This window comes from Candidatus Accumulibacter sp. ACC012 (assembly GCF_907163155.1).
Classification (GTDB): Bacteria; Pseudomonadota; Gammaproteobacteria; order Burkholderiales; family Rhodocyclaceae; genus Accumulibacter; species Accumulibacter delftensis.
In genome coordinates, this window is record NZ_CAJQUC010000022.1 from 364,296 (window position 1) to 381,324 (window position 17,029).

General features: G+C 61.9%; 21 protein-coding genes. 10 read left to right on the top strand and 11 right to left on the bottom strand.

The genetic code is table 11. The features are described from left to right. Positions 1-9: 9 nt before the first annotated feature. From accC to QZ648_RS22415, 5 genes are all read right to left on the bottom strand, one after another. Entirely contained in the window at positions 10-1,374 is a 1,365-nt protein-coding gene (accC, locus tag QZ648_RS22395) for an acetyl-CoA carboxylase biotin carboxylase subunit (RefSeq protein WP_169064941.1), read from the bottom strand. 15 nt (positions 1,375-1,389) lie between these two features. Next, on the bottom strand, positions 1,390-1,845 hold the full coding sequence (gene accB / locus QZ648_RS22400) for an acetyl-CoA carboxylase biotin carboxyl carrier protein (protein ID WP_169064942.1): 456 nt from the start codon (positions 1,843-1,845) through the stop codon (positions 1,390-1,392). 73 nt (positions 1,846-1,918) lie between these two features. Continuing rightward, on the bottom strand, positions 1,919-2,410 hold the full coding sequence (aroQ, locus tag QZ648_RS22405) for a type II 3-dehydroquinate dehydratase (RefSeq protein WP_169064943.1): 492 nt from the start codon (positions 2,408-2,410) through the stop codon (positions 1,919-1,921). 48 nt (positions 2,411-2,458) lie between these two features. Then, the gene (locus QZ648_RS22410) at positions 2,459-3,010 is read right to left on the bottom strand and encodes a TlpA disulfide reductase family protein (RefSeq protein ID WP_169064944.1); all 552 of its coding nucleotides are present in this window, start codon (positions 3,008-3,010) and stop codon (positions 2,459-2,461) included. Then, positions 3,007-3,615 carry a hypothetical protein gene (locus tag QZ648_RS22415; protein WP_291998354.1) on the bottom strand — a complete coding sequence of 203 codons (609 nt, stop codon included), beginning with the start codon at positions 3,613-3,615 and terminating at the stop codon, positions 3,007-3,009. The genes QZ648_RS22410 and QZ648_RS22415 overlap by 4 nt, the downstream gene beginning before the upstream one ends. Positions 3,616-3,791: 176 nt before the next feature. On the opposite strand from QZ648_RS22415, the gene mpl reads away from it, so the two are divergent. After that, positions 3,792-5,150: a UDP-N-acetylmuramate:L-alanyl-gamma-D-glutamyl-meso-diaminopimelate ligase gene (gene mpl, locus QZ648_RS22420; protein WP_291998355.1), complete on the top strand. Its 1,359-nt coding sequence runs from the start codon at positions 3,792-3,794 to the stop codon at positions 5,148-5,150. Between the two features lie 4 nt (positions 5,151-5,154). Here mpl and cyoE read toward each other — a convergent pair whose 3' ends face one another. After that, the gene (cyoE, locus tag QZ648_RS22425; protein WP_169064946.1) at positions 5,155-6,051 is read right to left on the bottom strand and encodes a heme o synthase; all 897 of its coding nucleotides are present in this window, start codon (positions 6,049-6,051) and stop codon (positions 5,155-5,157) included. 100 nt (positions 6,052-6,151) lie between these two features. Here cyoE and QZ648_RS22430 point away from each other — a divergent pair, with 100 nt between their 5' ends. Further along, positions 6,152-6,280 carry a hypothetical protein gene (locus QZ648_RS22430; protein ID WP_291998356.1) on the top strand — a complete coding sequence of 43 codons (129 nt, stop codon included), beginning with the start codon at positions 6,152-6,154 and terminating at the stop codon, positions 6,278-6,280. Positions 6,281-6,321: 41 nt separating this feature from the next. On the opposite strand, the gene QZ648_RS22435 is transcribed toward QZ648_RS22430, so the two are convergent. Together QZ648_RS22435 and QZ648_RS22440 are read right to left on the bottom strand one after the other, a co-directional pair. Continuing rightward, positions 6,322-6,672, bottom strand: a complete 351-nt coding sequence (locus tag QZ648_RS22435; protein WP_291998411.1) for a cytochrome c oxidase subunit II transmembrane domain-containing protein — start codon at positions 6,670-6,672, stop codon at positions 6,322-6,324. 18 nt (positions 6,673-6,690) lie between these two features. Beyond that, positions 6,691-7,170, bottom strand: coding sequence for a DUF2244 domain-containing protein (locus QZ648_RS22440; protein ID WP_291998357.1), 480 nt, complete (start codon positions 7,168-7,170; stop codon positions 6,691-6,693). Positions 7,171-7,624: 454 nt separating this feature from the next. Between QZ648_RS22440 and coxB the strand changes: the two genes are divergently transcribed. From coxB to QZ648_RS22470, 6 genes are read left to right on the top strand one after another with little or no spacing between them, the layout of a single operon-like run. Further along, positions 7,625-8,794 (top strand): cytochrome c oxidase subunit II, encoded by a 1,170-nt coding sequence (gene coxB, locus QZ648_RS22445; protein ID WP_169064949.1) that lies wholly within the window; start codon positions 7,625-7,627, stop codon positions 8,792-8,794. A gap of 31 nt (positions 8,795-8,825) precedes the next feature. Then, positions 8,826-10,436, top strand: a complete 1,611-nt coding sequence (ctaD, locus tag QZ648_RS22450) for a cytochrome c oxidase subunit I (RefSeq protein ID WP_169064950.1) — start codon at positions 8,826-8,828, stop codon at positions 10,434-10,436. After that, positions 10,433-10,549: a cytochrome oxidase small assembly protein gene (locus QZ648_RS22455; protein WP_211203579.1), complete on the top strand. Its 117-nt coding sequence runs from the start codon at positions 10,433-10,435 to the stop codon at positions 10,547-10,549. Before ctaD ends, QZ648_RS22455 begins: the two co-directional genes overlap by 4 nt. Beyond that, positions 10,546-11,115, top strand: a complete 570-nt coding sequence (locus QZ648_RS22460) for a cytochrome c oxidase assembly protein (RefSeq protein WP_291998358.1) — start codon at positions 10,546-10,548, stop codon at positions 11,113-11,115. The genes QZ648_RS22455 and QZ648_RS22460 overlap by 4 nt, the downstream gene beginning before the upstream one ends. Positions 11,116-11,118: 3 nt before the next feature. Beyond that, positions 11,119-11,331: a DUF2970 domain-containing protein gene (locus QZ648_RS22465; protein WP_291998359.1), complete on the top strand. Its 213-nt coding sequence runs from the start codon at positions 11,119-11,121 to the stop codon at positions 11,329-11,331. Positions 11,332-11,390: 59 nt separating this feature from the next. Further along, a complete protein-coding gene (locus QZ648_RS22470) occupies positions 11,391-12,245 on the top strand; it encodes a cytochrome c oxidase subunit 3 (RefSeq protein WP_169064952.1) in 855 nt (284 codons plus the stop codon). Positions 12,246-12,321: 76 nt separating this feature from the next. Here QZ648_RS22470 and QZ648_RS22475 read toward each other — a convergent pair whose 3' ends face one another. Continuing rightward, positions 12,322-12,513, bottom strand: coding sequence for a twin transmembrane helix small protein (locus QZ648_RS22475; protein ID WP_169064953.1), 192 nt, complete (start codon positions 12,511-12,513; stop codon positions 12,322-12,324). A gap of 77 nt (positions 12,514-12,590) precedes the next feature. Between QZ648_RS22475 and QZ648_RS22480 the strand changes: the two genes are divergently transcribed. Together QZ648_RS22480 and QZ648_RS22485 are read left to right on the top strand one after the other, a co-directional pair. Then, a complete protein-coding gene (locus QZ648_RS22480) occupies positions 12,591-13,289 on the top strand; it encodes an SURF1 family protein (protein WP_169064954.1) in 699 nt (232 codons plus the stop codon). Next, entirely contained in the window at positions 13,286-13,906 is a 621-nt protein-coding gene (locus QZ648_RS22485; protein ID WP_291998360.1) for a hypothetical protein, read from the top strand. The genes QZ648_RS22480 and QZ648_RS22485 overlap by 4 nt, the downstream gene beginning before the upstream one ends. Before the next feature lie 36 nt (positions 13,907-13,942). Here QZ648_RS22485 and QZ648_RS22490 read toward each other — a convergent pair whose 3' ends face one another. Beyond that, a complete protein-coding gene (locus tag QZ648_RS22490; RefSeq protein WP_291998361.1) occupies positions 13,943-15,178 on the bottom strand; it encodes a DUF1615 domain-containing protein in 1,236 nt (411 codons plus the stop codon). 1 nt (position 15,179) lies between these two features. Continuing rightward, entirely contained in the window at positions 15,180-16,964 is a 1,785-nt protein-coding gene (locus QZ648_RS22495; protein WP_169064956.1) for a gamma-glutamyltransferase family protein, read from the bottom strand. Positions 16,965-17,029 lie beyond the last annotated feature (65 nt).

The following is a 17,029-nucleotide window of genomic DNA, read 5'->3' on the forward strand; positions in this document are numbered from 1 at the left end:
CGGCGCCGTTCAGCCGCCCTTCTTGAGCTCGTTCTTGGCGGCCAGCCGCTGTTCGAGATAGTGGATGCTGGTTCCTCCCTCCATGAAACGGGCGTCGTGCATCAGTTCCTGATGCAGGGCGATGTTGGTCTTGATGCCTTCGATGCTCATTTCCGAAAGTGCCGTGCGCATGCGGCGAATCGCCTGGTCGCGAGTGTCGCCGTAGGAAATCACCTTGGCGACCATCGAATCGTAGTGCGATGGCACCGTGTAGCCCTGATAAATATGCGAGTCCACGCGGATACCGGGCCCGCCGGGCGGGTGATAGACGCTGATTTTTCCGGGTGAAGGAACGAAGGTGAACGGGTCTTCGGCGTTGATTCGGCATTCGATGGCGTGGCCGCGGAAAGCCAGATCACGCTGCTTGAAGCGCAGTCGCTCGCCGTCGGCAATACGGATCTGCTCGGCGACCAGATCGATGCCACTGATCAACTCGGTGACCGGATGTTCGACCTGAATTCGGGTGTTCATCTCGATGAAATAAAATTCGCCATTTTCGAAGAGGAATTCGAAGGTTCCGGCGCCCCGATAGTTGATGCGCCGACAGGCTTCGGCACAACGCTCGCCGATGCGGGTGATGTGGCGGGCGGCTATGCCGGGAGCAGGCGCTTCCTCGATGATCTTCTGATGACGACGCTGCATGGAGCAATCACGTTCGCCGAGGAAGACTGCGTTACGGAAACTGTCGGCAAGCACCTGGATTTCGATGTGGCGTGGATTCTCCAGGTATTTTTCAAGATAAACATTCGGATTGCCGAAGAAATTCTGAGCCTCGGTGCGGGTCATGGTGACGGCGTTGGCCAGTGCCGCTTCGGTGTGCACGACGCGCATGCCACGGCCACCCCCACCACCGGCCGCCTTGACGATTACCGGGTAGCCGACTTCCTTGGCCAGGCGCAGGATTTCTCTCGGATCTTCCGGCAAGACACCTAGCGAACCAGGAACACAGGGAACCTCGGCTGCGCGCATGGCCTCCTTGGCGGAGACCTTGTCGCCCATCAGGCGGATGGTTTCCGGGCGCGGGCCAATGAAAACAAAGCCTGAAGATTCCACGCGCTCGGCAAAATCCGCGTTTTCCGAAAGAAAACCGTAGCCGGGGTGAATGGCTTCTGAATCAGTGACTTCGGCCGCCGAAATGATCGACGGAATGTTCAGGTAGCTGAGCGCCGAAGGTGGCGGACCGATGCACACCGATTCATCGGCGAGTCTGACGTACTTGGCGTCGCGATCGGCCTCCGAGTGCACAACGACGGTCTTGATGCCGAGTTCGCGGCAGGCGCGCTGGATACGGAGTGCGATTTCGCCGCGATTGGCGATAAGGACTTTTCCGAACATGACGGAAGACTCCCCTTAGCCGATAACGAATAGCGGCTCGCCGTATTCGACGGGCTCGCCATTCTCGACCAGAATGGCCTTCACCGTACCTGCGCGATCGGTTTCAATCTCGTTGAGCAATTTCATTGCTTCAATGATGCACAGCGTCTCGCCGGCTTTGACGACGCTGCCCACCTGGACAAAGGCGTCAGCCCCCGGACTGGCTGCGCGGTAGAAAGTGCCGACCATCGGTGCCTTGACGACATCGCCTTCGGGAAGCGTCGGTTCGTCAGTCGGGGTGATGGTGACCGTTGCCGGTGCGGCGGCCATCATCTGCGCCGGGGTGGCCATCGATAGCGCGTAGGCCTGATGAGCCATGGCGCCGCCGTTTTTTACGATGCGGACCTTTTCCTCGGCGTCGTTGATCTCGAGTTCGGTGATGCTCGACTCCTCGACGAGATCGATCAGCTTCTTTAACTTGCGTAGATCCATTAATGCTCTCCGGATGAAGATACTCTTTCGCGGCCAGGGGCCACGATCGCCTGACAAGGTGTTGCTTGAAGACTCACTCAGCAGAAACCTTGCTCAGCAGGTATTCGAGCGCCAGCAGGTAACCCTCGCTGCCAAGGCCGGTGATGACGCCAATCGCCAGATCGGAAAAGTACGAGTGGTGGCGAAAAGCTTCGCGTGCGTGAACGTTGGAGAGGTGGACTTCGATAAAAGGGATGCCGGTACCGGCAATGGCGTCGCGCAGGGCGACGCTGGTGTGTGTGTAGGCCGCTGGATTGACAATCATGTAACCGACGCCTTGCTGGCCGGCGGCGTGCACACGCTCGATCAGCGCTCCCTCGTGGTTGCTCTGAAAGGACTCCAGGTTGACGCCCGCACTCTCGGCGCGCTTGGCCAGGGCCAGATTGATCTCGGCGAGAGTGGTCGAACCGTAATGCTTGGGTTCGCGGCTGCCGAGAAGGTTGAGATTCGGCCCGTGCAGGACGAGCAGACGCGGCGAATCCGACTGCTTGTCATTTTCCGCTGTAGCGTGCTTTTGCCTCTTCATGGCCGCAAGTTTGCCGCAAATCGGCACATTTTGTCCAGCAACTCGTCGTCAGCCGGCGGTCAACTTGCGGAGAAAATCGTCCAGCTCGTTCTCCGACAAGGTCCCCAATCGGAGCAGCCGCCCGGCACCGTCTAGATCGAGAACGACGGTGTAGGGAAGGCTGAGCGTCGAATTACCGAACCGGTTGGCCAGTTCAACGCCCTTGGCGCCACCAATCAACAACGGGTAGGCGACTGGATAACGTTCCGAAAAGGCCTGTACGCTGGCGGCGGAATCCAGCGCGATACCGACAAATTGCACTCCTTTAGGTGCGTGCACCTGCTGCAGGCGCGAAAAAGCCGGCATTTCCTCGCGGCATGGGGGGCACCAGGTGGCCCAGAAATTGACCACCAGGGTCTTGCCGCGCCATTGCGAAAGCGCTTGCGGTACACCTTTCTCGTCGGCAAGCGTGCTGGCAAAAAAGTGCGCGACGGCGTCGCTCGGGAGCGTTGCAAAAACGTGCTGGATGGTCTCGGAACGTTGCGCAACGGTGTAGACGGCAGCGAGTAAGGCGACGACAGCGGCAAAAAGCCCGAACAGAAATCCCCCGCCCTTGCTCATGCTGAAGACATTCCCTTGTGCGCCAGAAGTTTGTGCACCTTTGCCAGCCGTGCGCGCTCGCGGATGCGGCCGTCGCGCGTCTTGAAACTCACCCGCTCGTCATCGCGTGGATAGACCACCAGGTTGGCGACCACGCCGTCAATGAGCAGGGTCAGCACCGCCTCGGCACGATCGGTGCGCGGCGCGTTGTGGCGGTAGCTGATGCGCTCGTTGAGCAGAAAAATCTCGACATCCTTGGCGCTATCGGTGAACAGCTGAATGTCGATCTCGGCATAGCGGCCGGCGGTGCCGTCGAGCACCGAACCGCTGAGGTAGGGGTTGAAACGCTGCACGGTGGTCATCAGCCGCGCCGCGATGCCCAGCAACTGCATTCGTCTGGTCTCTTGTTCGTCTTCCTGAAAGAGATGTTGGTAGGTTCGCAGTTCGGCCTCTACTTCAGCGTCGTCGGGCATCGCTGCGTTGTCCGGCAAGCCGAGGCTGCGCGCCGCCTTGCGTTTGGCGAGGGCCGCGGAGGCGATACCATCTTCGGCCATCAGGCGCGCGGCGATTTTGGCGATATGGCTGCGCTGCTGGGGGGGGCGCTGGCGTTCCTGTCGGCTGCTCATCAAAGCGTTCCGGTGGGGTTTGGCGGTTGCGAAGGGCAAGCGGGGTAGTGGTGGGTAGTAGCGGCGTTGTCGGGGCAGGCAAGACAAGTGAAGGCAGGAGAAGGCAGGAGAAGGCGGGGCGTCGCCAGAGGTACAATCGCGCCTTCCTCGGCACAATTCTAACTTGGATCGGCTAAATGCATATTCACATACTCGGCATTTGCGGCACCTTCATGGGTGGTCTTGCCCAGCTGGCGCGCGCTGCAGGCCACCGGGTAACTGGCTGCGACAGCAGCGTCTACCCACCGATGAGCACGCAGCTCGAAGCGGCACAGATTGAGCTTGTCGAAGGCTACGCTGCGGCACAAATCGCTTTCGAGCCCGACTGCTATCTGGTTGGCAATGCGATCTCCCGCGGCAATGCGCTGCTTGAGGAGATCCTCAACCGCGGTCTGCCTTATCTCTCGGGGCCGCAATGGTTGGCCGAGCATGTCCTGAAAGGACGCTGGGTGCTGGCCGTCGCCGGGACGCACGGCAAGACCACGACGGCTGCCATGCTGGCGTGGATTCTCGAGCATGCCGGCCTGAGCCCCGGCTTCCTGATCGGCGGCGTGCCGAGGAACTTCAGCGTTTCGGCGCGGCTGTCCGGGGACGACAGCAACTCGCCATTCTTTGTGATTGAAGCCGACGAATACGATAGCGCCTTTTGCGACAAGCGATCCAAATTCATCCACTACTCGCCGCGAACGGCGATCCTGAACAATCTCGAGTTCGATCATGCCGACATCTTCTCCGATCTGGCGGCCATCGAGACGCAGTTCCACCATCTGGTGCGCACCTTGCCGAGCAATGGCCTGCTGCTGTCGAATGCCGCCGAGGGTAGTCTGGAGCGTGTCCTGGCGCGCGGATGCTGGACGCCGGTCGAACGTTTCAACGACCCGCAAGGCTGGCATGCCGATGGCGATGACGCAACCGGCTCACTGCAGCTGTGGCAGGGCGAGCAAGCACTTGGCAGCGTGCAATGGGGGCTGAGCGGCGCGCACAATCGGCTCAACGCGCTCGCCGCCCTGCTGGCCGCCAGGCACGTCGGGGTGCCGTTCGCGCAGGCCCTGGCGGCACTGGCGACGTTCGAAAACGTCAAGCGGCGTATGGAGCTGCGCGGTAGGGTTCGCGGCGTCGAGGTCTACGACGATTTTGCGCACCATCCGACGGCGATCGCGACAACGCTCGGCGGTTTGCGGCGCAAGGTGGGGGGCGCGCGCATTCTGGCCGTTCTCGAACCGCGCTCGAACACCATGAAGCTGGGCGTGATGAAGGCCTTGCTGCCAGCCAGCCTGACTGACGCCGACCGAGTTTTCTGTTATGCGGCGAATCTCGGTTGGGATGCCGCCGAAGTGCTCGCCCCGCTAGGCGAGAAAGCCATCGTCGAAGACGATCTGGCGCAGCTGGTGGCGCAGATTGCTGGCGCCGCACGCGCCGGAGACCAAGTGCTGGTGATGAGCAACGGCGGTTTTGGCGGCATTCACGACAAGCTGCTGGCGGCGCTTGACGCCTGATCGATCAGCGCAGGAAGTGATCGGCGAGCAGCGCGGTGAACAGCAGGGTCAGATAAATGATTGAATAGCGAAAGGTCAGCCTTGCCAGCTTGTCGCTGTAGTCTCGCCAGAGAGTGACGCTGTAGACGAGGAAAACGCCGTCGAGAATCAGTGCTGCCGCCAGATACCAGGGGCCACTCATGCCGAGCGTATAGGGGAGGATGGTCGCGCCGGTGAGCATCACCACGTACAGCAGGCTGTGCAGGCAGGTCAGGCGGATGCCGTGGGTGACCGGCAGCATCGGCAGGCCGGACTTGGCGTAGTCTGCGCAGCGGTAACAGGCCAGCGCCCAGAAATGTGGTGGCGTCCAGATGAAAATGATCAGAAACAGCACCAGCGCTTCGGCGCCGACCTGGCCGGTGATTGCCGCCCAGCCGAGCAGCGGCGGCATGGCGCCGGAGGCGCCGCCGATGACGATGTTCATCGGTGTTGCCGGTTTCAGCACCACCGTGTAGATCACCGCATAGCCGAAAAAGGTGGCCAATGTCAGCCACATGGTGAGCGGATTTACGAAGGCGTGCAGGATCCACAAACCCAGGCCGCCGACCAGGGTGGCCAGGGTCAGCGTCTCCCTTGCCGATACTTCGCCACGCGCTGTCGGGCGGGCGCGCGTTCGCGCCATGCGGGCATCGATTTCCTGCTCGATCAGGCAGTTGATTGCGGCGGCCGCACCGGCGACCAGGGCGATGCCGACCGAGGCGGCAACAAACAGCCCGAACGGTGGGAAGGACGGCGCGGCCAGAAACATGCCGATCATCGCCGTGAACACGATCAGGCTGTTGACGCGCGGCTTGCACAACTCGAAGAAAGCCGCCAGGCGTTGCCCGGGCGAACGCCGGGAGCTGGTGCTGATCACTGCCATATCGCTTTCCTGTCGCTTTCCTGTTTCATCGTCCCACGGTCATGAGATGACCGCTTTCCTCTTTTCCGGAGCTTCTCCCGCAGGGGCGAGAAGGGGGTTCGTGAGTCGCGTACGCGATTTTGACATCAAGCCATCGTCCAGCGTGCGTGTCGCTCGCGACCATGCGCGGGCCACGGCACTGGCGAATCATGCCATCACCGAGGGAATCAGTCACCTGCCTGCCGGGTAGGGTCTTTCATTGACAACGATCTGGCGCGATGGCCGGCCCGTTCAGCCAGCAAAGTGGAGACTGAACAGAACGTAGTCGACGAATAGCAGAATGGCGAACGGAACCATCGCCCACAGCCACTGCACCGTTCCGGTTGGCCCCGCAAACCTGTTCACCTGATCGCCACTGCCTTTGCGGTGCTTGGCCATCGAGTAGATGGTGATCGCAAAGATCACCACGAAGAGCACGGTAAGGAAAACCATGAAATAACCGTGCATCGGCAGCGGTTCACGGCCGGCCGCCGTAGCGAACGCAGTACTGGCGGTCGAATCAGCGCGCGCCAGTGCGGGAGCTGCTGCCGTAAGCAGGCCCGACCAGAAAACCTTCGCCCGCAGGCAGAAACGGTGCAGCATCTTCAAAAAACGCTCTCCTCAGAGAGTTCTCTCCGGCCGCAGCGCGCCCAGGTTCTTCTTCAGCTCGTTGCCGAGCGCCCTCTTTTGTTCTTCCGACAGCCAGCGGCCGACTTCGACTTCCTTGCCATGTGAGCGGATCAGCAGGCGCTGCTGCTGTCCCGGAGGCTGATCAAACTGCAACTGCGCCCAGTATGGATGGAAAGCGTGGCGCTGCAGCAGTGTGCCGCGGCGTGTCTCTATCGTCAGGAGCTCCGCTTCGAGGGTGATTCTCTCGAAATCCTCGGTGGTCGCGTCGATCTGTCGCAGGGCCCACCACAGTAGAGCCAGCTCAAGTCCGGTAAACGGCAGGATCGGCCAGGCGCCGAAATACGAGAAAGTGATAGCGATGGCAGCCAACCAGGTAGCAGTGGCCAGAAACACCCACTTGCGTTCGCTAACCGACAGCGAGTAGTCGCGGCGGGCCTCCCCAAGTTTGCGCTGTCGCTGTCCGTGCCGCAACCACGCTCATCGATTCCTCCCGAATGCTCAGGGCCCAGGAGCGTCCCAGCGGGGCTTGACGCAGGTCAAGGTATCAAGCGCGAAATTCTACCACGGGGCCCGGCGCACTTGGCAAGGTGAACGTCCAACTGGATGATTCTACGCGCCTTCATAGTGTGTTGCGCGGCCTTGCCGTGGGTTTGGCCGCGCCTTTCGCCAGGCGCAGCCGGTGGACGCACTGTTTCGCCCGGCGGTCGGTCATGGGTCGCAGAGAGGCGGCTGTCGCGCGGGAGGTCGCCATTTTTTCGGTTGAACATTGATCCATATCAAGTGGAGTGTGTTAACCTCCGCGCTTGGTAAGACACTGGAACGGAGCCCGCTCGGGTTCATTTTGGTACGTTTTCGAGAAGGTCAGGGGCTGGCGCCTAGGTTCTGCCACACGGCGGGCGCGGGAGTTGGCGGGGAAAGGGAGAAAATGGCACGAAACTCAAACAGCAATCGCGACAGCAATCGTCTGCGACGTGGAACCACCGGGCTGTTCATTGCCGGATTACTCGGCTTGTTCAGCAGCGCTGCGAACGCCGCATGGGAACTCAATCTGCAGGAGCCGGTCACCGCTGTTGCTCGCCGCGTCTACGAACTGCACACCCTCCTGTTGTGGGTGATCGTGGTCATTTTCGTTGGCGTTTTCGCGGTCGTCGCTTATTCACTCGTTTATCACCGCAAGTCCAAGGGCCACAAGGCGGCCACTTTTCACGACAACACGACCGTCGAACTGGCGTGGACCATCGTGCCGGCGCTGATCCTGGTGGCGATTGCCTTCCCGGCGACCTCGGCCCTGGTCGACATGCGCGACACTTCGGAGCCCGATCTGACGGTCAAGGTGACGGGCTATCAGTGGAAGTGGGGTTACGAATACCTCACTGGCGATGCGGCCGGGGTCAAGTACATGAGTGTGCTGTCCACCCCGCGTGAGCAAATCGAGAACAAGGCTCCCAAGGGCGAGCACTATCTGCTCGAGGTCGATCGCCCGCTGGTGGTGCCGGTCGGCAAGAAAATACGCATTCTCACCACCGCCAACGACGTGATTCACAACTGGTCGGTGCCGGCCTTCGCCGTCAAGACCGACGCCGTGCCGGGCTTCCTGCGCGACACCTGGTTCCGGGCCGAGAAAGAAGGCACCTATCGCGGCCAGTGCTCCGAGCTTTGCGGCAAGGACCACGGATTCATGCCGGTGGTTGTCGAGGTTGTCTCCGAGGAAAAATACGCGGCCTGGGTTGGCGAGCAGAAGCAGCAGCTGGCTGCCGTCGCCGAAGATCCGAACAAGGTCTGGACGCTTGATGAACAGCTTGCCCTTGGTGAGAAGGTCTACACCACCAACTGTGCGGCCTGCCACCAGGCAAACGGCGAGGGATTGCCACCGGCGTTCCCCGCGCTGGATGGCTCTGCGGTTGCCAAGGGGCCACAGGCAGCGCACATCGAGATGGTTCTCAAAGGCAAGGCCGGCACCGCCATGGCCGCCTTCGCAGAACAGTTGAGCGACACCGATATCGCCGCCGTTGTTGCCTACGAGCGCAACGCATGGAGCAACAAGCTCGGTGAACTCATCCAGCCCGCCGAAGTCAAGGCGCTTCGCGGCAAGTAATCGCGCCACAGGCCATCAGGAGAATCTGATTATGCAAGCCACGTCACACACCGGTTACGCCGGCCACCATGACCACGATAGCCACGGGCACCCGACGGGCTGGAAGCGCTGGGTGACCACCACCAATCACAAGGACATCGGTTCGATGTACCTGTGGTTCAGCTTCGTGATGTTCCTCGTCGGCGGCGCGATGTCGCTGATCATTCGCGCCGAGCTCTTTACGCCGGGACTGCAATACGTGTCGCCGGAGTTCTACAACCAGATGCTCACGCTGCATGCGCTGATCATGGTCTTTGGCGCGATCATGCCGGCCTTCGTCGGTTTCGCCAACTGGATGATCCCGATGATGATCGGGGCCTCGGACATGGCCTTCGCGCGGATGAACAACTGGAGTTTCTGGTTGTTGCCGCCGGCCGCGATCCTCTTGACGGCCTCGATCTTCGTTCCCGGCGGCGCCGCCGGTACTGGCTGGACCTTGTACCCGCCGCTGTCGATCCAGATGGGCATGGGCATGGATATGGCCATTTTTGCGGTGCACATCCTCGGCATGTCGTCGATCATGGGTTCGATCAACATCGTCACCACCATCCTCAACATGCGCACGCCCGGCATGACGCTGATGAAAATGCCGCTGTTCTGCTGGACCTGGCTGGTCACGGCCTTCCTGCTGATTGCCTCGATGCCCATCCTGGCCGGTGCGGTGACCATGCTGTTGACCGACCGCCACTTCGGCACCAGCTTCTTCAGCGCTGCCGGTGGCGGTGATCCGGTTCTCTTCCAGCACATCTTCTGGTTCTTCGGCCACCCCGAGGTGTACATCATCGCCTTGCCGGCCTTTGGCGTCGTCTCGCATGTGATCCCGGCCTTCTCGCGCAAGCCGCTGTTTGGCTATGTCTCGATGGTCTATGCGATTGCCGCGATCGGCTTGATCTCCTTCTTCGTCTGGGCGCACCACATGTACGTGACCGGCATTCCGCTGACCGGCCAGCTGTACTTCATGTACGCGACGATGCTGATCGCGGTGCCGACCGGGGTGAAGGTGTTCAACTGGGTCACCACCATGTGGCGTGGCTCGCTGACTTTCGAAACACCGATGCTGTTTGCGCTGGGTTTCCTGGTGTTGTTCACCATCGGCGGGCTGACTGGCCTGGTGCTGGCGATGACCGCGGTGGACATCCAGTTGCAGGACACCTATTACGTTGTCGCTCACTTCCACTACGTGATGGTTGCTGGTGCTCTCTTCTCCGCTTACGCCGGCCTGTATTACTGGCTGCCGAAGTGGACCGGGCACATGTACAACGAAACGCTCGGCAAGTGGCATTTCTGGCTGTCGATGGTCTTCTTCAACATCGCTTTCTTCCCGCAGCACTTCCTCGGCCTGGCCGGCATGCCGCGACGGATTCCGGACTATGCGCAGCAGTTCGCTGATTTCAACGTCATTTCCGGCATCGGCGCCTTCGGCTTCGGCTTCAGCCAGCTGCTGGTCCTGGTCATCGTCATTCAGACCGTCAGGGGCGGCGCTCGCGCGTCGAGTCGACCCTGGGATGGAGCGCACGGGCTGGAATGGACGGTGCCTTCGCCAGCGCCCTACCATACCTTTGAAGACCCGCCGCATTTTGATCAGGCCGAGGCGCACGGATGACGCGTGATCCGTCACGAAATCACAGCAACCGGCGCATCGCGATCGGTCTGGGTCTGTTCGCGGCCGCTGTTTTTCTGAGCTTCATCATCCGGCAGTGGCTGGGCAACACGTGAATCCTGTGCTGCACCCGCCGGCGGCGGTGACTACCCGGTCGCCGTCGCGGAGCGGAAAAAACCGGCGCCTGGTCTTGATCCTGCTGACGATAGTGGTCGGCAGCCTGCTTTTCGTATCGGTGCAGCCGGGCCTGTACAAGGCTTTTTGCGAGTGGACAGGGCTTTATGATATTGATCGTGCGCAGGAAATCTCTGCGTCAGCGATCCCGGGTCGTCCGGTGACCCTGCAGTTCGATGCCAACAGTCATGACGGGGCTCTGCTTTTCCGTCCCCAGACGCCGATTCTGCCGGCCAAGACCGGCGATATCGTGCATGTCGTGTATCGCGTCGAGAACACGCGCGACTACACGGTGATTGGCCAGGCGGTGCCCAGTTACGGTCCGCAGTACGCGGGTAACTATGTCAAGAAGCTGGATTGCTTTTGCTTCAAGCAGCAGACTTTTGCGCCGCGCGAAGTGCGCGAAATGCCGGTCGTCTTCTTCCTGGATACCCGGCTGCCCGAAGAGGTGAACACGGTTACGCTTTCGTATACTTTTTTCGAGGTGCCGGTAGAAAGCCGGAAGTGAGCGATGCCGCGATCCGCTACGCAGGCGGCGAAAAGCCGACGTTTCAGCACCATTCGCACGGTTGCCTGGGCTCTGCTCGGCATCCGCGGGCACCGGCCGCACGAGCACGATGCAGAACCCTTGTCACCGTTGCAGATTTTGATCACCGCGCTGGTTTTCATGCTGATTTTTGTGCTGGTGCTGGTGAGTGTCGCAATTTACATCAGTCGTCAGTAGACGGACGCATCAACGCAGTAACCGGGCAATAACGATAATATGATCTGGAGGAAGTCAAGATGAGTCATCCCGCATCCGCAAGCCGCTATTTTGTTCCCCAGCCGTCACACTGGCCGCTGGTTGGCTCGATAGCCCTGCTCCTGCTGGCTACCGGCGCCGTGCTGATGATGAACTCGGTGGCCAACGGCGGCTTCGTTCTTACGGGCGGCTTTGTCGTCCTGGCGATCATGCTTTTTGGCTGGTTTGGCCGCGTCATCGGCGAGTCAGAGGGGCAACGCTACAACCTTCAGGTCGATCGTTCGTTTCGTTGGGCAATGGGCTGGTTCATTTTCTCCGAAGTGATGTTCTTCGTCGCCTTCTTCGGTGCCCTGTTCTATATTCGCGTGCTGGCCATTCCCGACCTGGCGAGTCCCGAGCAGGCCGCCCTGTGGGAAGGCTTCCAGGATGCATGGCCAAGTGCCGGACCCGGGGCGAGCGATCCTTTTTCGCAGATGCACGCCTGGGGCATCCCGGCGGTCAATACCCTGCTGCTGCTGACTTCCGGCGCGACGCTGACCTGGGCGCACTGGGGGCTGATTGCCGAGAAGCGCACACAACTGATCATCGGGCTGCTGCTGACCATCGTGCTTGGCGTGATCTTTCTTTCCTTCCAGGTGTATGAGTACGGTGTCGCCTACGCCGACCTGAACCTCAAGATGACCACCGGCGTGTATGGCTCGACCTTCTACATGCTCACCGGCTTCCACGGCTTCCACGTCACCCTCGGGGTGACGATGTTGACGGTGATTCTGTTTCGCGTCCTGAAGGGGCATTTCACTGCCGAGCGTCACTTCGCCTTTGAAGGCGTTGCCTGGTACTGGCACTTTGTCGATGTCGTCTGGCTCGGTCTATTCATCGTCATCTACTGGTTGTAAGAAGCTCCCGGTACGGGAACGGCGGCGCACCAAGGGTGCGTCGCGCTTCTTCCACCCAGCGCACATCAGGCGCCCGTTAAGCGCTAACCCAGCCAAACCGCTGCGAGGCGATGAGCAGCGCAAAGAGTGCAAAGGACAGACCGACGCGCAGGGAAAGTGCCTTGACCGCACGGGTCTTGCCCTGGCCCTGGTCGCGATAGATGAACACCAGGGCACTGCCAAGACTGGCGACGATGGTGATCAGCAGCAGTGCAACGATGATGTGCATCGAGTTTCCTCCAGAAAGCTCGTAGTCTACCGGACTCGCGACCTCATAGGACCCCGCCCGGGGCCAAGCGTTCTCTCATGTCGATCTCCCCGTTCAAGCGTCGCGCCCTGCGCCTGCTGCTGGTCAGCCTGCTGGTAATTGCCTGCCTGGTCATGGCGCGCTTCCAACTCTGGCGCGCGGAAACCCGCGGCGAGCGCTTCGAACGCGAGCAGGCGGCGATGATCGCGACGCCCGTCGCCTTGTCGGCGCAGCAGCGCCAGCGCGACGAGTTGATCGATAGGGCGGCCACGGCGCGTGGTCACTGGCTGGCGGACAGGACGCTGTTTCTGGACAACAAGATCTATCGGAGCCGACCGGGCTATTATGTCCTCACCCCCTTGCGCCTGTCGGGCAGCGACGCCGTCGTGGTCGTCAATCGCGGCTGGATGGTGGCGCCACGGCTACGTTCTGATATTCCGTCCGTGCCGACGCCGGCTGGCGAGATCGAAGTGGCTGGTGTCACTCGCGGCTTTGAAACGAGAATCTTCGCGTTGCAGGAAAGCGAACCCGAAGGACCTCTCTGGCAACACCTGCGTGAAGCGGACTATCGTCAGCGCAGTGGTCTGGAGCCGCTGCCGGTCATCCTCCTGCAAACCAGCGGAGAAGGCGATGGTCTGGTCCGCGACTGGGGCAGCGCGGACAACCCCCGCACAAAACACTACGGCTACGCAGCGATGTGGCTGGTTTTCGCTCTCATGGCTGTAGCCTACGGCCTATTTGCATGGCAGAAGAAATGAGTACACCCCGACAGACGGTCGAGCCCGTCGACGAGCCTTCCCTTCCCACGACAGCGGCTGTGCGTGCTGCGCAGCGCAAGGGCCGCCTGACCCTGCTGGCGATCGTTGCGGTGTGCGTGCTGCCGCTTCTCGCCGCCTTGTATTTTCGCTTCGTTTCGCCGCCAGAGACCGCAGCGATGGTCGGTCAACCGCTGGCTGAGCCGCTGGCGCTGCCTTTCGAAATGCTGCAGGGCTGGGACGGCGCAGTCCTGGAACACCCCGAAGTCAGCGGCAAGTGGCTGGCGATTTTTGCGGCCCCTGGCAGTTGCGATGAGCGCTGCCAACACACGCTCTATCTGACCCGGCAGGCGCGCACGGCGCAGGGGCGCAATATGGCACGCCTGGAACGTCTGTGGCTGATTACCGATGGCACGACGCCGGCGGCAGAGCTGCTGGCGGCTCACCCGGACCTGCTGTTGGTCAAGGCCAGCGATACGCAACTGCTGGCGCTTCTCGGGGGCGCCGAAGGCCGCAAGATAAACCTCGTGGATCGCCGCGGTTTTCTCGTCTTCCGCTATCCGGATGATGCTGACCCCAAGGGTTTCATTCGCGAACTCGGAAAGCTGATCAAGTTCTGAGTGCTGCTTCCGGGCTGTCGTGTTGAGCGCCTTTGCTCAAGCTTCCCTCCGTTCCAGGCAGCTGCGGTAGCGGCTGTCGACGCGTCTGGCGAACCACTCGGTGGTCAGCGGGCGGGTGATCTTGGGGCTTTTCAGTCTGATGCTCGGGAGCGCTTCCCTGGGCCATTTTTTTTTGCCCGCCGCATCGGCAAGCGTGAACAGCCGGCTGTAGAGCGGCGACTGTTCAAAGGCGACGCTCTTCTCGAGCCGGAGATCGTTCTCGATCTCGGCCGCAGTCAACTGCAAGCGCGCTCGCAAAGCCAGGAGCGCACGCAGCGTGTCGCTGGCTTCGGCGGCGGGTTTGCCGTTCTTGTAGCGCAACAGGTCGCCGTCGAGCGCCAGCCGCTGGCCGCCAAGGCCTGCCACGGCAGCCTGGAAAGCGGCGTTACGGCTACTGTAGCGGCCGGCGTTGAAGTCGGCGAAGCGGTAGAGCATCTGGCTGTAACTGCTTGGGTAGTCGAGCAGAATGGCAATTCCGAAATAGACGCCACCGCGACGGCTGAAGACCTCGTCCCGGACACTGCCCTGGCGCGGATAGGGGTAGCGGCGCTGGCCGACCTGCTCTTCGGCAAACTCGACACTAACCTGCATCGGACCGCCGGTGCGCACCGGGTTGTAGCCCGCAAACAAGGCCTTGCCGCCGGGAAGTTCCGAAATCATGTCGTCGTAAAGCGTGTTCATCTGCTTCTCGGTGCGCAGGGCGTCGATGCGGACCTTGTAGCTGTTGCCATCCGGGGATGTTTTGCTTACCGCCAGGTCGAGAACTAGCTGCGGGATGGCGTACTTCTTGCGGCGCCGCTCGAGCTCCGTCCAGACGATGCGCGACAGGCCGGGAACCGACGGATCTGCCTGAAAACTCGATTCCTGAGCAATGACCGACACCACTGCGCAGAGATTTTCGCCTGTCGGTGGAAGTCGCAGCGCAGCGAAAGCGGCAAAGATATCCGCCGCCCAGCCGGCGCGATCGGCGATCTGGTTGGGTAGCAGGCGGCTGACCAGCGCACGGCCTTCGAGTTCGTCGGGGTAAGGGGTGGGCTGCGGCCGCGCCAAGGGCGGCGCTGGCGGCACTTGGCGTGGGCTGCTCGCTGGCGCGGCTGATGGTGATTGCGCTTCGCGTGGCACTGGCGCCGGCCGAGATTCGTAGCCGCTGTCAGTGGCGCAGCCGGCGAGGGTGGCCGCGATCAGCCACAGGCACCCTGGCGCGTGCCAGGTGGTCGGAGCGCAGATGCTCACCCTACTCGCCCATCACCCGGCCCTCGCGACGCGGGTCCGCGCCGCCGATGTAAGCGCCCTGGCGTTTCTGGATTGCCTGTACGCCGCTGCTCAAACCGATCTCCTTGACCGTGTGGCCCCTCGCTTGCAGGGCGCCTACATAGTCCGGCGAAAAGCGCTGTTCCTCGAGCAGGGTCGGGCCGTTCAGCGAGCCGAAATTGGGCAGGTTGATCGCTTCTTGTGGCGTCAGTCCCCAATTGAGCGTTCCATAAAGCAGCTTGGCAGTGTAGTGGATGATCATCGCCCCGCCCGGCGAGCCGCCGCTCATCAGCAGTTCACCGCTGTCGTTGTCGAATACCAGGGTCGGGCTCATCGACGAGCGCGGACGCTTGCCTGGCTCGACGCGGTTGGCGATCGGCGTGCCGTTGCTGTCGGTCGGCAGAAAGGAAAAATCGGTGAGCTGGTTGTTGAGCAAGAAACCGCGCACCATCTGGCGCGCGCCAAAGGCGTCCTCGATACTGCTGGTCATGGCCACGGCCTTACCGTCGGCGTCCACGACGCTGATATGCGAAGTGCCGTACTCGACCTGCTCGGGCATCGGCGCAAAACTGGCTCGCAGTGGTGTCGGCGAACCCGCCGTGGCGACTTTCATGCTCTGCGCACCGATCAGGCGTGCTCTCGCGGCCAGGTAGTCCGGCCTGATCAGCGAATCCCAACTGCCGGCCGGTGCGGCCACGAAGTCCGGATCGGCGATGTACCTGGCACGATCGGCAAAGGCCAGACGCGAGGCTTCCGTGTAGTAGTGCATCCAGAGGGGATCTTCGAAGCGCAGGAAGGGCGCGCGCGTGCGGTTGAGAATCCCCAGGATCTGGGCGATGGTGATCTCACCGGAACTTGGTGGCGGGAAGCCGCAGATGCGGTAACGGCGCGGCGGCAAGGCCGCCCGCGGCTCGTAGGTCGCGCATAGCGGTGCCCGCCGCTTCGCCTGGTAGCCCGCCATGTCGGCCATGCTCAGCTGACCAGGATTATCCGGATGGTCACGCACCCGCGTGACCACCGCCTGCGCGACCTCGCCTTCGTAGAAGGCTTGCGAGCCTTCGCTGGCAATGCGCCGCAAGACCGCTGCCAGTTCAGTGTTGCGCAGGATTGTCCCTACTGCGTGCGGTTCGCCGTCGCGCTCGTAGAAGTAGGGGCCGGCCTTGGGGTCCTTACGCAGATCGCGTTCAGTCTTGAGCAGCGTGTACAGGCGCAGGCCAAGCGGAAAACCCTCCTCGGCGAGGGCGATCGCTGGCGCGAAAAGACGCGCCCAGGGAAGGCGGCCGTAGTCGGCGTGGGCCATTTCGAGCATCCGCACAGTGCCGGGAACGCCGACCGCGCGGCCGCCGACCACCGCTTCGCGAAAAGCCATTGGCGTGCCGTCGGCTTTCATGAACAGCGTCTGGCTGACGCTTGCCGGTGCCGTCTCGCGGCCATCAAAAGCAACGACCTCACGACCATCGTAGTGCAACAGGAAAGCGCCGCCACCGATGCCGCTCGACTGCGGTTCGACCAGCGTCAGCACCATCTGCGCGGCGATGGCGGCATCGACTGCCGAGCCGCCCGCTTGCAGGATTTCCAGGCCGGCCTTGCTGGCCAGCGGATGCGCCGTGGCAACGGCGAAGCGTTGGCCATTCCAGCCCGGCTGGTGGGTCGCCTCTGAGGCGCCTTCCGGCTGATTCAGCCCGGCGTGGGAGATGCCGCTGGAGGGTGCGTGCGAGCAGCCGACGGCGAGCAAAGCCGCGAGGAGAGCAAAGGGGACGAGTTTCATGGTGGCAGGCCGGTGGACAGACCAGCGCTTTGTCTCATTGAAGACGGGCCAGCGTCAAGGGGGAA

Coding starts and splice junctions, on each gene's coding strand:
- accC (WP_169064941.1), bottom strand. CDS start 1,374: ATGTTCGGAAAAGTCCTTATCGCCAATCGCGGCGAAATCGCACTCCGT.
- accB (WP_169064942.1), bottom strand. CDS start 1,845: ATGGATCTACGCAAGTTAAAGAAGCTGATCGATCTCGTCGAGGAGTCG.
- aroQ (WP_169064943.1), bottom strand. CDS start 2,410: ATGAAGAGGCAAAAGCACGCTACAGCGGAAAATGACAAGCAGTCGGAT.
- QZ648_RS22410 (WP_169064944.1), bottom strand. CDS start 3,010: ATGAGCAAGGGCGGGGGATTTCTGTTCGGGCTTTTTGCCGCTGTCGTC.
- QZ648_RS22415 (WP_291998354.1), bottom strand. CDS start 3,615: ATGAGCAGCCGACAGGAACGCCAGCGCCCCCCCCAGCAGCGCAGCCAT.
- mpl (WP_291998355.1), top strand. CDS start 3,792: ATGCATATTCACATACTCGGCATTTGCGGCACCTTCATGGGTGGTCTT.
- cyoE (WP_169064946.1), bottom strand. CDS start 6,051: ATGGCAGTGATCAGCACCAGCTCCCGGCGTTCGCCCGGGCAACGCCTG.
- QZ648_RS22435 (WP_291998411.1), bottom strand. CDS start 6,672: ATGCTGCACCGTTTCTGCCTGCGGGCGAAGGTTTTCTGGTCGGGCCTG.
- coxB (WP_169064949.1), top strand. CDS start 7,625: ATGGCACGAAACTCAAACAGCAATCGCGACAGCAATCGTCTGCGACGT.
- ctaD (WP_169064950.1), top strand. CDS start 8,826: ATGCAAGCCACGTCACACACCGGTTACGCCGGCCACCATGACCACGAT.
- QZ648_RS22455 (WP_211203579.1), top strand. CDS start 10,433: ATGACGCGTGATCCGTCACGAAATCACAGCAACCGGCGCATCGCGATC.
- QZ648_RS22465 (WP_291998359.1), top strand. CDS start 11,119: ATGCCGCGATCCGCTACGCAGGCGGCGAAAAGCCGACGTTTCAGCACC.
- QZ648_RS22470 (WP_169064952.1), top strand. CDS start 11,391: ATGAGTCATCCCGCATCCGCAAGCCGCTATTTTGTTCCCCAGCCGTCA.
- QZ648_RS22475 (WP_169064953.1), bottom strand. CDS start 12,513: ATGCACATCATCGTTGCACTGCTGCTGATCACCATCGTCGCCAGTCTT.
- QZ648_RS22480 (WP_169064954.1), top strand. CDS start 12,591: ATGTCGATCTCCCCGTTCAAGCGTCGCGCCCTGCGCCTGCTGCTGGTC.
- QZ648_RS22485 (WP_291998360.1), top strand. CDS start 13,286: ATGAGTACACCCCGACAGACGGTCGAGCCCGTCGACGAGCCTTCCCTT.
- QZ648_RS22495 (WP_169064956.1), bottom strand. CDS start 16,964: ATGAAACTCGTCCCCTTTGCTCTCCTCGCGGCTTTGCTCGCCGTCGGC.